This window comes from Streptomyces sp. GS7, assembly GCF_009834125.1.
Lineage (GTDB): Bacteria > Actinomycetota > Actinomycetes > Streptomycetales > Streptomycetaceae > Streptomyces.
Map to the genome: position 1 here is coordinate 6,387,132 of NZ_CP047146.1, position 13,538 is coordinate 6,400,669.

The window sequence follows — 13,538 nt, forward strand, 5'->3', positions numbered from 1 at the left end:
CATACCCTACCTTCTCCTCGCCCAGGGGTAAGGAACAAGTTGGTTGTAGTTGTGTTCGCCGGTTTTCTTGTTTCTGCCGAAGTAGGCTATTTCTCCGGTATTTGGGTGGACGACGACTCGCGCCTGACTGAACGGGTCACCGTTGTCGTAAATCGGCGCACCCCGCCATCGATGGGTCCCTCGAACACCCCCCGACGCTTCGTAGAAGTCGGGTCGCCGGTCATGGCGCGGCCCGGTTTGCCGCTGCGGGTAGTTGGGGTCTGCGACGACCCTGCCCACCAGGTCATGAATGTCCTGCGGCGTCTCGTAATATGCCCGGTTGGCATCACTGCGTCTATGAACTGATTCAGGTGAATATGGGTCGTCCTCCACGAACGGGGCGGACGAGTACCCGTCCCGCGGTCGCGGCTTGCACTTGGGAGCAAGTCCGAGCGGGTCCGCCCACGAGTGCGGGTTGCCGACGTAGGCGACCGGGCTGGGGGCAGCGGCAAGACCGATCGGGTCGTAGCTAGCGTAACGGGCCGTCTCTGGGTCGTAATAGCGATGGAAGTTGTAGTGCAGGCCCGTTTCCAGGTCGAAGTACTGGCCGGGGAACCGCAGCGGGGTGTAAGCCGTGCTGTTGGTGGCCCAGGTGGTCGTGCCCCAGACAGTGGCACGGGTCCGCCAGGCGATGTCGCCCGCCGTGTCCACAAGTTCGGTTGGGGTGCCGACCAGATCGGTGATGATCGCGAAGAATCGCTGGTCTACTTCCCGTTGCGGCGCGTCGGCCGCCGCCGTTTTCTGTTCGTACTGGACTATCGGCTGCAGCCCGTCGTGTTCCCAGGTGAGAGTGAGGGCGTGGGCCGGGCCGCCGGAACGGGTCGTCTGCTCCGCAAGGTTGGTGCCGTCCCAGGTGAAATCGACCTGTTCCAGGATGGTGCCGTCATCGGCGATCTTCTGCTTGGCGATGCGGCGGCCGAGGGGGTCGTAGAGGTAGCGCCAGAGCTGCCCGTCAGGGGTGGTGACGGCGGTGAGACGGTCTTCGGAGTTCCAGGAAAAGCACCAGGTTTCGGGTTTCCGTGAAAGGTGAGCCTTCTGGCGGAGGATGATGCGCCCCTGGGCGTCGTGTTCGTACCGGATCCGGCCTGCACCGATAATGCGGGTTCCGTTGTAGGTGCGGGGCCCGTGCGCTTCCGCCCTGGCGTGCCGAGCGGGCCAGTCGGCGGACGTCTGGTTCCCGGCAGCGTCGTACGCGTATGCCTCGGCCCAGTTGTGGGCGTGAACCGCGGTGACCCGCCCAGCGACATCGAGCTCGAAGCTGCGGGGCCCGTTGAGCTGGTCGTCGATACCCACGAGATTGCCGTCGGCCCGATAGGTGAAGGCTCTTCGCTGAACCGTGCGGCTGGCGGTCGTCAGCGACTGGCCGGTCAGATTGCCGACGGCGTCCCAGGTGTGGGAGAGAGCAACGTTTTCACCCAAGGACCGCAGAACTTCGCGGCCGGTTACGTCATGGGTGAAGTCGATGTCATGGCCGAATGCGACCAACTTGGTGCGGTTTCCCGCGGTGTCATATACCTGTGTCGATTCGGCGCCGGTAGGTGTACACCGGTGGGTGCGGCGGCCGAGCACGTCGTAAGTGTGCCTGAGCGTTCGGCCATTGACGGTCTCGGCCAGGACGCGACCTAGTGCATCGCGTTCCAGGGTGACGGTCGCATCGGAGCCAGCGCTCTGAAGGAGCCTTCCTGACATGTCGTAGGTGAAGCAGGTTCGGCCTTCCGGCGTTGTCTTCTCGACGACCCGGCCGAGAAGGTCGTGCTTGAAGCGGATTTCCTCGCCGAGGGCGTTTGTCCGGCCGACCAGCTGGCTCGCAGCGTCACGCGCATAGGTGAGCGTCCGGCCGTCGAAGTCGGTCTCGGAGATCAGGCGGCCGGCCGGGTCGTACACATAACTCCACTCCATGCCCTGTGGGTTGGTGACCTTGGTGAGCTGGAGATTGGTGTCGTGGGTGAACTCGTAACGTACGCCCGAAGGGTCGTGCCGGGCGGTCATCCGGTCGAAGTGGGTGTACTCGTACTTCGTCGTCCTGCCCATGGCGTCGGTGGAGGTGAGGCAGTTGCCTTCACCGTCGTATGTCCACGACTCGCTGGTGCCATCGGCTTCGGTCCGGGCGGAAAGGTGGCCTTCGACGGTCCAGGAGAATCGCGTCGTGTGGCCCAGCGCATCAGTCGCCGCGATGACGCGGCCGAAAGCATCGCGCCAGCATCGCGTGATTGCCCCCTGTGGGCCGGTGACAGTGGTGGGCAATCCGGCCGGATCGTGCTCGAAGAAGGCCGTTTGGCCCATGGCATTCGTGACGCTCGTGAGAAAACCACGGCTGTCATAACTGTAGAGAGTCGTGGCACCACTGGGATCCGTGACCGAGGTGCGGTTACCGCGCTCGTCGTATGTCTGCCGGCAGATGCCCCCGTCCGGATCGATGATTTCGACCGGGAGGTTGAGAGCGTTATAGGTGGCGGTGGTCACCAGACCGTCAGGGCGCGTGAGCGAGACCACGTTCCCCGCCTCGTCATAGGCGAAGCGCCTGATGCGTCCCAGAGCGTCGGTGGTCGCAAGCACGCGGTTGTAGCGATCGCGTGCCGTACGGACGGTGCCGCCCAGCGGGTCGATCTCGGCTACCACCTGAAGAGCATCGTTGACCAGGTAGCGGCTCGTGTGCCCCAGGGAGTCGATGGCCGTGGTGACGCGCAGACCGGTCGCAGGGACGGTCTGGTCGTAGGACAGCCGCATACTGACGTGGCCGGCGACGCCGCCCTGCGCGACACACCGGTTCTGGTCATCGTAGGAGTAGTCGTACCGGCTGCCGTTGCTGTCGGTCCAGGAGACGATCCTGCCAGCCCCGTCGTACTCGAAGAGTGTCGCGCGACCGGCGGAATCACCGACCTCGGTGAGGTCGCCGTCGGTGTAGCCGTAGCGCACCAACAGCTGGTCGGTCCCTTCGGGGCCGGCACCGGCCAAGTGCAGCTCGGTGATGCGCCCGTCGTCCGTCGTGAGTTTGAGGTGGTAGCCAGCACCGTGGCGGATGTCCGTTGGTGTGCCGACCTCGTCGTAGTCGAAGCCGATCCACTGGCCGTTACGGTCCGAGATCTCATCGAGCAGTGCGAGAGCGTCGTCGTGCGCGGTGAAGTGCCACACGAGTCCGGTGGCCGGATCGGAGATGGCGTAGTCGCCGTTCCCGTCCCGGCTCAGGGGTCGGCGTGGGCCGGACTCGGGCAACACCGGTGTGTCGCCGACCGGGTGGGGATAGGAGAGCAACAGGCCGTCGTGCGTCACGAAGACGATGCCCTGGTCGTCGATCTCCAGTCGCTGATCGGCGGTGCTCGACCACGAGGGGCCCAGCCACCGACCGATCCGGTAACCCGATTCGGCGCGGCGCGAGAAGTCCAGCGCAAGCCTTCCGGGCAGCGAGACGTCGGTCTGCGGCAGATACATCTTGCCGCTTGCCATGTCGACCGGGTCACTGCCGCCGGAGCACACGCTGTCTTCGGTCCGCGTGCTGTTGTTGGGGTGGTCCTTGCCGAGCTGGTCGCGTCCCTTCCCTTTACGGCTCTTGCCGCCAAGGCCGCTACCACCTCGTCCGCTGTTGAGGGCTGTGAGGTCTTTCTTGTCGCTCTTGCCGAGGCCTTTAAAATGGTCGACAAGTCCCTTGTCGTTTTCGGCGTGGTTGGTGGCGACTTTCTTCAACCGATGGCCCGCCCCGTGATACAGGTCCTCGACCGCCTTGCCCGCATCCTTCCCCAGCGCCTTGCCCAGCTTCGCCGCGCCGTGCTCCAGCGCCTTCACGATCGGATTGCTCATACGAAGCTCACCCCCGCAGCCTTCGTTTCAAATTCCGCGGCATGCGAAGCCACCGTCCGAGCATGCCCATGCAGTTTTTCCGCGCGCGCGTGCAGCGCCTCCGGATGGATCGAGAAACTCTCGCCCGAACGCCCTCCGCCCCCGCTGGTGGAGACGCCCAGGGCGGACTCGGCGGCCTGGAAGACTAGGCCGCCCACCGCCTTGCCCACCGTCTCGATCAGCGGATCGATGGCAGCCTCGATGACCTGGCCGATGATGTACTGCTCCAGCTGCTGCACCAGGTAGTCCATGAGCTTCTCGGCGGCCTCGATGACCAGAGCTTCGGCCGCCTCCGCGATGCCCAGGGTGGCGACCGCCGCGGCCTGGTCGGCAACGAACGTGATGGCCAGCACCGTGAGTTCCGCGATGGCTTCCACCTTCATCGCCACGATCGTGTCGGCCGCGATGTCCAGCGCGTCCGCCACCACGTGACAGGCGTTGACTAGCTCCGTCATGTGACTGTCGGACATCTGGCCCCACTTGGCCAGCAGCGCCTCATACGACGCCCCCTGATACACGTCCTCCAACTGCTTGACCGTGGAAGTGGAATCCTTGTGGGTGTCATCCACCTTCTGCCCGAAATCCCGCACGTGAGAGCCGAACTCGCGGACCTTGTCCTCATTGATGTCTGGCCAGTTCACTCCGATGAACTGGAGGAACGACACCACCTGACTGGGCAGTTCGATCGCCATGCTGATCCCCCGTTCGTATCCGTGACAGCTCATCAGAAGACATTCAAGAGGGAGTAATGCAAGGGTAAATATGCAGCCAAATAACGATCATCCGCGGATACGGCGGCAAGGGCTCCTCTTGCATCCGCTCGCCCGCCTACGCCCTACCACGATGGCAGCCCCTACCAGAGTGCCGGCACGGCCCGGTGAGGAGTCGGAGGCATGACAGCCCGAGGCCACAGGCTGTCCCTGGGCGACACGCGTGTACGCCGGCGCTCTACAGAGGTCATGACCCTACGAGAGACGGCTTCGGTCCACGCCGACACTGGCACGTTCAAGCACCTTGACAGCGATTAGCCTTGAAACCTGCTGCCCCACCACTTGCCTGGCCCGCACGCGGAGTTCCGTCACGTGGCGTGCTCAGACTGGTTAGCAGCGCTGGCCTCGCCACTGCCGTCGCCGGCGTTGTCCTCTGCAACCTCGCGGGCATCAAAACGCCCACGCGGCGAGGAAACCGGTCGTGCCCTGGGCCGTGTCCGACTGGGCGTCGCCAGCCTGATCTGCTACATCTAGCGCGCCCTCGGGCAAGTTCCCCAACGCGGAGACGATCACCACCGGGGCGCTGCCCTCCCTGACCACCGTGACCGCGTTCCTCACCCACAAGAGCACCCGCAACAACGAATACGCCCTCGTCGCCACGAACGCGGGACCACTCACCTCAGCCGATGCGTCGGCGTCCGTGACAGGTGGATAGCAGCGTGCGGGAGGCATGAGGTCGGGCGAGGGTGGAGCGCAGCGCGCCGTGGGAGTGAGCCGGCGGGCGTCGCCGCGAACCACCCGCATCCGGGGAGGCGCGAACACCCTCGGCGAGCCTGCAGGCTCCTGCCTCTTCGTCGCCCGTGGGGCCGCCTGCTCGTTCGTTCCGTACAGGCGGAGGTGAGCCGGGCACGGAGCAGTACACATTGCTATCGGTACAGGAGATGAACCCCGATGCCCGGCCACAGCCTCCTTTTGGGATCCGGGCCGCGCGTAACAGATCGGAATGATGTCCCCTCTTGCGGCGTGCCAGGGCCTGCACGGAGTGGTTCGCGTGATCCGAGGCCGAACGAGGGGAAACTATGGCCGCCATGAACGACACGATCGCGGTGGCACTGATCACCTCGCTGCCGAGCCTGAGTGCTGCCGGACTGGCAGGAGCGGCCTCGGTATGGGCAACCGCTAGGAAAGCACGACATCAGGGAGTGCTGGCACGCGAGGAACGGGTTGAGCTGCGAGCAATTGACTTTCGGGAGATGCTCGGGAGTCGTACGAGCAGTTTCTGTCTCAAGCTGACGAGGCATATCGAGCGCTGGACGATAGGTGGTTCATCCAACCGTTTCCAGACGCAGGGCGATGGGAGGCGGGGTTTGCTGCCCGTAGGACCCTCGATGAGACATACCTCCGGGTCCGGCTGGTCGGGCCCCAGGAGGTCGCAGAGCGGGGAGCCGAAGTCGTTCGCAGCGTAAGTGAGGAGTTCCGGCTCCACTCGCGCATCGTCACCTCCCAATCGGGTATGACATGCAGTGCCGCCGAAATCGATGTGTCAGCACGCTCAGAAGCACTCCGCGCTCGGTTTTCCAGCGCTGGGGAGTTCGTCACAATGGCACGTCAGGCCCTCGCGAGCGAGTTGTCCACGATGCCTGAGGCAAGCCGCGGCTCAGGCACCATCGACAGAGTGGTCTGATCCTTCTGACGGCTCGACCACCTGCCCCCGCGAAAGTCTGCTCCGGGGGAGGACCTGCTGTTCCCCGCGCGCGTGGGATGGCTCCGACGGGGACGGCTCTCCGCGCGCAGCGGTGACCCGTCTTGGGTCCTCATCCGCCATCTCTTGCGGCAGGAAGTTGTCGAGAATGACGGAGACTGAGGGCGTCATCGTCGCAGCGGCCTGCAGCTGGCTGGTGATGGCCGGTTCTCCTGATGCTGCTGCCCACGAGCGCAAGCAGCACGTCCTCACCGCCTGGACTCACTAGCACGAGGTACCGCACCGTCAAGGCCAAAGCCGCCCATTCGCGTGGCCGCCCACTGCCCCTCCACCTCAGTACCTCTCAAGCACGCACGCTTGAAAGGTACTGGGCGGCGATGAAACACGGCACTGGTCCAGAAGGTGTCCACCATGGCGGCACCCGATCACCCCCGATCCACCAGCAAAGACAGCAGCTCACTCACGGCAGGCATGGATTGGCCAACTGGGCTGCAGCCGCGACGCACAGCAAGAAACACGAGCCAGCGGGATGCCCTTCGCTCAGGCCCTCGTCGACGGCAACAGGCTCACCTGCTTCGAGGCTGTCGGCGGCCATGGGTGGCGGCGGTGACGACTGCGTCGGCGTCGTCCCCATTTGCCTGTAACGGATATCCCACACAGGCCCCGCGAGGCGGAGGAGGAGGGCCATGCGCCCGCCAGGCCCTCCTCTCCGCCTCGCCCCGGTCTGAAGACTGTTGCTGAACTCGGTTTCTGAATTTCCCTTCCGTATGGCGGGAGATACTCGCGAGTACGGTGAATCCGGTTATCCGGCGGGCTGGCGGGCTGAGACGTGGACCTCGCTCGCCTTGCCGCGCGAGAAATCACCGCAAATTTCCACGAATTGGTCGTGCGGGGTTCGCTGCCGCTGACTGACGTTCCGCCGTCGGGGTCGAACGTCAGGTCTGGACCTTCGCGGCGTGCGCGCCGCTGGGGCCGCTTCTGCCGATCAGGGGCATTTCGACATCCCCTTGTGGTGGTGACCTTCTTCCGAGTCTCTGCGGGTTCGTTGCGGAATAGTCAAATCCCCTTGATGCGGGCTGAATTGCCACGTGGTCGAAACCCGAGTTTTCGCCAAGCTCGCCGCCCGGATCTCACTGCCGTCATCGATGCGCCCGGTTGGCCCCGGGAGCGGTCCCCACCTCGGGACGTCGGGGGATGCAGGGGCCACGACGGGCGGTCGGGAAGTACGGGCAACCGCACAGAAGGGGAACATGTGTCCGGATTCGATGGAGGTTCGGAGCAGGATTTTGCTGGTGGTTCGCCAATTACCGTGCAGTACAGGCGACATGGCGCGATTCAGTCCATCCGAAGCGTCGTCCGAAGCGTCACTCTGCGACTATCGGCGCCAACGAAATTCAGGCCATACGGATTGCCGTGGGGGGAATGGCCATGGGGCTGCTCGGCGACGAGCTGGCGTTTGCGCGGGCTCTGACGGCCCAGGAAAGCGAGGGCGTGATGGCCCTCGGACACCGGAAGCGCTATGCGGCCGATGCCCAACTTCTGGCGGAGGGCGACGGGTCCAGTCACGTCGTGATCATTCTTCAGGGGTGGGCCACCGTCTCCGTGGCCACGGATCGTGGTGCAACCAGGCTGATCCTCGGCCTGCGCGGTCCCGGTGAACTGCTCGGTGAGATGGCCGCGCTGGACAGCCACCCCCGCAGCGCCACCGTGCGCGCCCTGGGGCCGATCGAGGCGCAGGTCATTTCAGGAGACGCGTTCCGTCGATTCCTCGCGCTGCACCCACGAGTCAGCAGCCTGGTGATCCGCCAGCTCACCTTCCGGCTCCGCAGCGCCGACCAGGAGCGGTCCGCACTCGCCTCGCTCACCGTGCTGCAACGCCTGGCCGCCCGGCTCACGGAATTGTCCCGCGCCGAACCCTCTGGCCCCTACACCCCTTCCGTTCCGGGCCGTTCGCATGCAGGCACCGTCGTCCACATGGCCCAGGACGAGCTGGCCGCCACGGTCGGAGCCACCCGCGAAGCCGTCGCAAAGGCACTGCGGCTGCTGCGTACCCAGAAGTTCGTGCGCACGGGCAACCGGATGGTGGAAATCCTCGATCCCGCACTGCTCGCCCTCCTGGCGGACGGTCATCACGAGTAAATCCACGCCCGGTCGTGTGTAAACGGCTACAGACGGCCTTGGCCCCGGGCCCGAAGCTCGGGGTGACGGCAACCGAACAGGACAGGGGCACGGGGTGGACGACGCGATGGATGTCGGCGAGGCGCGCTACGAGTTGGTGATCAGCGTCGACGCCCGGAGTTCCGGGACGTACGACGACGTGGACAAGCCGCGGATGCGGGCCCGGATCTACCGGGTCCTGGAGGCGGCGTTCACCCACGCCAAGGTGGCACGGGACGCGGTCCACATGGAGGACCGCGGCGACGGTGTGCTGCTGTCGGTGGCCGGCCGGATCGCGGTGACCCGGCTGCTCGGCCTGTGGCTGGTCGAGGTGCACGAGAACCTGCGGGACGAGAACCGTGCCCTGCGCGTACCTCTGGGGCTGCGCGTGGGCATGCATGTCGGCCCGGTCCGGCACGACGACCGGGGGATCAGCGGACGCGCGGTCGACCTGGCTTGCCGGCTGGCGGACTCTCCCGTCGCCCGACGGCTGCTGGACGCCGAGCGGGCCGACCTCGTGCTGGTGGCCTCCGATTCGCTGTACGAGGACGTGGTCAGCAGCGGCGGCAAGTTCATCGAGCCCGCGCGCTACTCCGCGGCCCGCTTGGCGCTCAAGGAGGGCGAGGTCACCGCCTGGTTCCACCTTCCCGGTCGGCCTGTTCCGGCGATTCCCGATAGCACGGACTTCGGCACGGGCCCGGGCATGGGCGATGCGCCGCCGGCCGCCGATGCACGGATGCCCGAGAAGCCCGATAAGAGGGACGTCGGGGCCGCCGACGCGGACAATGCCGCGGATGCCGGTGCGGACGACAGCGACCGGTGTGGTGCCTCCGGCGCCCGATACACCGTTCACGGCGACCTGTCCCAACACAGCGACAACGTCTACCAGCAGTCCGTCCACATCGGGCGGATCACCGGCGCCGAGCGACGGAAGGGCTGAGCTTCATGCCCGACGAACATCAGGCGGACGGTTCCCCCGAACCCGCACCCGGGAGGGCGGCCGACGGCAGGTCTCCCGAGGCCGACAACGCCGGCAACCAGGCCACGGGCGGGGAGAGGGACGACAGGGCGCCCCGGGAAGCCGGCGCGGCGGATGGCGACGGGGACGCCACCCGCGACGAGGCCGCGGAGAGGGAACACGAACGGGAGCGTGCCGCGGAACGGTTCAGGGAGTACACCCGCGATCCGCTCGCTGAGGAGCAGAGCGAGGACGGGCCCACGGATCTCGCCGCCGCGTCGCGGGCCCGCCGCTCCACCCGGATACTGTTCGACACTGGCCGGGACCTGAACAGCTTCGACCGTTCGTACATCCGGAGCGCCCATATCGGCGACATCCATCTGCGGATGGACGCCCACCAGTCCGCCGAGGGGATGCGCAGCGGGCCGGTACCCGAAGAGGAGCTGCGCAGGCTCCGCCGGGTCCATGTGGAGCCGGAGGGGTACACGGCGCTGCGCAACGCGCTTCGTGCCCGCCGGCTGCTGGTACTCGGTGCCGCGCCCGGCACCGGACGCACCAGCACCGCGCTCGCACTCCTAGACGAGGTCACCGCCCTCGCGGTGAGCTGCGCAGGCGTGGAGCCGCCGACTCGGCCGCGGGTGCTGCGCGTCGATCCGAAAGCCGACGTACGTGGGCTGGCCACATCGCTCGGCGACGCACCGGGCGGCGAGGCCACCGAGGAGCAACCCGCTCCCGGGTATCTGCTCGAACTCGCCCTCACCCAAACCGGTTCGCCGCCGCCGGACGCGATGGACCTGGACGCACTGGCCGCTGCCCTCGACAGGTGCCAGGGGTTCGCGGTGATCGTCGTCCCGGTCGGATCGGCTGCGAACCCCTTGCTTGCCGGGCGGTACGGAATGCTGTGCCTACCCGTGCCCACAAAGGAGTTGCTCACCACCCGGCTGCGGGAGCGGCTGGAGGACCATGTCGCCGAGGCCGGGGGCAACGTGCCGGACGACGGGCATCGGGTGGCGGACCTGCTGAGCCAGGCGGAGGAGTTGGCCGGCCGGGAGGACGTCAGGGACGCGGTCGGCCTGAAGGACCTGCGCCCCGCCGAGGCCGAGCTGCTGGCGTCGCTGCTGGCCGGGCATCTGCTGGAGGACGTCTCCTACAAGGAGTTGCTGACCGGTTGCCGCAGCCTCGCCGCGGCCCAGGCCCAGGAGTGGTTCGTCGGCGTGGACCGGGTGGCGGCAGCGCCCCCGGCCGAGGGGAGCGCGGTGGTGCGGCCGGGCACGGCGGCCCTGTTCCACCCGGTGGCATTCCGTATCGCGCTCGCCGTACTGGGCGGGGCCTCGCACAGTGCCGTGGCCGCCGCCGCCCATCTGCTGACCTGGGAACTGTCCGTACAGACCGATCCGGACAGCACCCCCGCCCGCCCGCTGTTCTGCGACGACCCGGAATCCGACCTGGCACTCTCGCGCGGCGAACTCGTCGACGGCCGGGTCGAGGTGGCCGGCACCGAGGTGGAAGCCCAGCTGATCTGGTATCGGGGCTCAGCCCTGCCCGCCGCGGTGCTGTCCGAGATCTGGGACCGGCACTTCCCCGTACGGGCACCGGTCGTCCGCTGGCTGCGGCTGCTGGCGGACGATCCCCGCCCCCAGGTGTGGATGCGGGCCGCGGTGGCCGCCGGTGAACTGTGCGTACGGGACTTCGACCACGGTTACGCGGATCTGATCCGGCCCCTCGCCGAGGCGACCACCGCACGCCGGAGGATCTTCGCGGCCACCATGATCGACCAGGCGGCCGGTCATGCCTCGCACCGGAAGGCGGTGCAGCACCTGGTCGACGAGTGGAGCCGGCAGGGGACCAAGTCCCTCCGCTGGACAGCGGCGATGGCGCTGGGCTACGGGAACGCGGCGGCCACGACGGAGGCCAGCCTGAACGCCCTGGCCCGGATCGGGGGCCGCGATGACGGGGAGCAGCTGGCGGTCGCCTCGCTCAACGTCGTACGGCTGCTGGCGCTCCGGGACAGCGCGACGGTGCTGCGGAGGCTGGCCGACTGGACCCACCATCCGCGCGAGGCGTACCAGGACCTCGGTCTGGCGACCACCGTCCGGTTCGCCGTGACCCGGGTGGCCGAAGTGCTGGACGACGAGCCCGGCTCCCCGCTCGGGGACCGCGGCGACTGGCCGCTGGCGCTCGCCCTGGCCGCCACATACCCCGAACTCGTCGGCCCGATGGCCGATTTGCTGTGGACCGCACTCAACACCCCACGGTCGCAGGAGGTGGCCATGGACGCGCTGGACACCTTGTTGCGCTCCGCCGAACGCGGGGACGGCACAGAGTGGACCCGGCCGGGCCTGGCGGCACTGCTGCCCGCCCTGACGGCCGAGGAGCACGACCGGCGGCGGCTGGACTGGCTGCTGCGCCGCATGATGAACGATCCGGAGAATCCGCTCCCCGACGCACAGGCGCGCTCCTTGTGGCGGCTCGCCGTCCCGCCGCGGGACCGGACGGGCAAGGAGGAGAGGCATGGCTGAGGACGTGGCGAACGGGGGCGCTGCCGCGGGCCCGATGCCCGCAGGTCCGTTCCTGCGGGAGTACACGCCGACCGGTGCGTTCCGGCAGGCGAGCGCCCGGACGGCTTCGGTGCTCTTCTACCGGAACGGTGGCCACAGCGTGGTCACCGTCACCGGCGTCGAGCACCACGACAAGCGGACGCTGGCCCGGCCGTACACCGTCTGCGAGATCGCGCTCGGCACCTTCGAGACGACGCTCCAGATGGAGTTGCCGGCCGCGGGCGGCACCACGTTCTTCAAGGCCGAGGTGGACATCCACTGGGCCGTGAGCGATCCGTATCTGGCCGCGACCGAGGTCGTGACCGATGTCGCCCAGCGGCTCACCGCCCCGGTGCTGGAGCGGCTGCGCGAGGTCTCCTCGGAGTACCCGGTGGCCGAGGCCGAGCAGGCCGACCGCGACATCACCCGGCACTGCGCCAGCGGGCGCTGGGACGACCTGGGGTCCGAACTCGGCCTGCGGGTACGGCTGTACGTCCGGCTGCGGGTGGACGACCGGACGATCCAGCACATGGACGGCATCCGGGACGCCCGTGCCTCGGCCGAGCTGACCCGGGTGCACCAGAACAAGTTCCGAGCCATGCTCCAGGGCGGGGAGCTGGACCAGCTCAGCTACATGCTGGCGGCCGAACCCGAAGCGGCCAAAGCCTTCCTGGAGAAGATCCGCCAGGAAGGCAGGCAGGACGAGAAGGAACGCGTCGAGCGGCTCTTCGGCATGGTCGCCAGTGGCCAGATCCACTCCAACGACGTGGAGACCCAGGCGCTGGAACTTCTCAACCGCGGCCGCCACCGCGTCCAGGGGCCCATCGGCTCGCTGCCCGCCCGCCGGAACACCCCGGAGCTGGCGCCGCCTGCGGCCGAGCCCTTCACCCCGGACTGGGTGGCGGACGAACCGCCCTCCCGGACCGAGTACCGGCCCTCCCTGCGGAAGGACGAGGACACGGCACCGGAGCCGCCGCGCCGCCGGAGCCGCAACCGGGACGACGGATGGTCCTGGGTGGAGGAGGACCGATGACCGCCGACGGCGAGGCGCGGACCTCCCCGGACCCGGTCGTGCCGGACGAGGGTCGGCACGGTCGCGACCGGGCCGGGGAACGCATCGCCGAAAACCTGCTGACCTCGGTTCGGGAGGACCTCGGCCGAGCCGACTCGAAGGCGGCCGTGCTGCTCTCCGCGGCGCTGGCGCTGCCCGCGTTCCTGATCGGCGGGAACGGCGTACCCGACTGGCACGGGCCCGCCGACCTCACACTGGTCGCCGCGGGCGTCCTCTGGGCGGTCGCGGTGGCTGCGCTGGTCCGGGCGCTCATGCCGCGCACCGGCACGCTCCGCACCCAGGAAGGAGTGACGTACTTCGGTGACCTGCTGTCTCGCCGCGACATCGGGCGGCTGTCCGCCGAGATCGCCGAGGCGGGCCGGGATCCGGCCGGGTGGCTACTCACACAGGCCGTGGACGTCAGCGCGATCTTGGCCGCCAAATACCGGGCCATCCGCTGGGGAGTGGGCGCGCTGAGCCCCGCCGCGGCACTGGCACTGACCTGGAGTCTGACCGCGCGCTGACCGCGGCCGCCCCGCGCCGCCGGGCG

7 protein-coding genes are annotated in these 13,538 nt (G+C 67.9%); 5 read left to right on the forward strand and 2 right to left on the reverse strand.

Translation table 11 applies throughout. The features are described 5' to 3' along the window. Nucleotides 1-6: 6 nt before the first annotated feature. Both GR130_RS27820 and GR130_RS27825 read right to left on the reverse strand, forming a co-directional pair. Nucleotides 7-3,834 carry an RHS repeat-associated core domain-containing protein gene (locus GR130_RS27820; RefSeq protein ID WP_159507250.1) on the reverse strand — a complete coding sequence of 1,276 codons (3,828 nt, stop codon included), beginning with the start codon at nucleotides 3,832-3,834 and terminating at the stop codon, nucleotides 7-9. Further along, nucleotides 3,831-4,565, reverse strand: a complete 735-nt coding sequence (locus GR130_RS27825) for a WXG100-like domain-containing protein (RefSeq protein ID WP_159507251.1) — start codon at nucleotides 4,563-4,565, stop codon at nucleotides 3,831-3,833. Before GR130_RS27825 ends, GR130_RS27820 begins: the two co-directional genes overlap by 4 nt. A gap of 3,148 nt (nucleotides 4,566-7,713) precedes the next feature. On the opposite strand from GR130_RS27825, the gene GR130_RS27830 reads away from it, so the two are divergent. The 5 genes from GR130_RS27830 (at nucleotide 7,714) to GR130_RS27850 (ending at nucleotide 13,512) form a co-directional block, all read left to right on the forward strand. After that, nucleotides 7,714-8,424 (forward strand): Crp/Fnr family transcriptional regulator, encoded by a 711-nt coding sequence (locus tag GR130_RS27830; protein WP_159507252.1) that lies wholly within the window; start codon nucleotides 7,714-7,716, stop codon nucleotides 8,422-8,424. Nucleotides 8,425-8,530: 106 nt separating this feature from the next. After that, nucleotides 8,531-9,382 (forward strand): hypothetical protein, encoded by an 852-nt coding sequence (locus GR130_RS27835; protein ID WP_159510263.1) that lies wholly within the window; start codon nucleotides 8,531-8,533, stop codon nucleotides 9,380-9,382. A 5-nt stretch (nucleotides 9,383-9,387) separates the two neighbouring features. Further along, nucleotides 9,388-11,919 carry a hypothetical protein gene (locus tag GR130_RS27840; protein ID WP_159507253.1) on the forward strand — a complete coding sequence of 844 codons (2,532 nt, stop codon included), beginning with the start codon at nucleotides 9,388-9,390 and terminating at the stop codon, nucleotides 11,917-11,919. Next, nucleotides 11,912-12,970, forward strand: a complete 1,059-nt coding sequence (locus GR130_RS27845) for a hypothetical protein (RefSeq protein WP_159507254.1) — start codon at nucleotides 11,912-11,914, stop codon at nucleotides 12,968-12,970. Before GR130_RS27840 ends, GR130_RS27845 begins: the two co-directional genes overlap by 8 nt. Continuing rightward, complete coding sequence (locus GR130_RS27850; protein WP_159507255.1) at nucleotides 12,967-13,512, forward strand: Pycsar system effector family protein; 546 nt, start codon at nucleotides 12,967-12,969, stop codon at nucleotides 13,510-13,512. The genes GR130_RS27845 and GR130_RS27850 overlap by 4 nt, the downstream gene beginning before the upstream one ends. Nucleotides 13,513-13,538: the final 26 nt, after the last annotated feature.

Excerpts from the sequence above, each read along its gene's own strand:
- GR130_RS27820 (WP_159507250.1), bottom strand. The coding sequence starts at position 3,834 with ATGAGCAATCCGATCGTGAAGGCGCTGGAGCACGGCGCGGCGAAGCTG.
- GR130_RS27825 (WP_159507251.1), bottom strand. The coding sequence starts at position 4,565 with ATGGCGATCGAACTGCCCAGTCAGGTGGTGTCGTTCCTCCAGTTCATC.
- GR130_RS27830 (WP_159507252.1), top strand. The coding sequence starts at position 7,714 with ATGGGGCTGCTCGGCGACGAGCTGGCGTTTGCGCGGGCTCTGACGGCC.
- GR130_RS27835 (WP_159510263.1), top strand. The coding sequence starts at position 8,531 with ATGGATGTCGGCGAGGCGCGCTACGAGTTGGTGATCAGCGTCGACGCC.
- GR130_RS27840 (WP_159507253.1), top strand. The coding sequence starts at position 9,388 with ATGCCCGACGAACATCAGGCGGACGGTTCCCCCGAACCCGCACCCGGG.
- GR130_RS27845 (WP_159507254.1), top strand. The coding sequence starts at position 11,912 with ATGGCTGAGGACGTGGCGAACGGGGGCGCTGCCGCGGGCCCGATGCCC.
- GR130_RS27850 (WP_159507255.1), top strand. The coding sequence starts at position 12,967 with ATGACCGCCGACGGCGAGGCGCGGACCTCCCCGGACCCGGTCGTGCCG.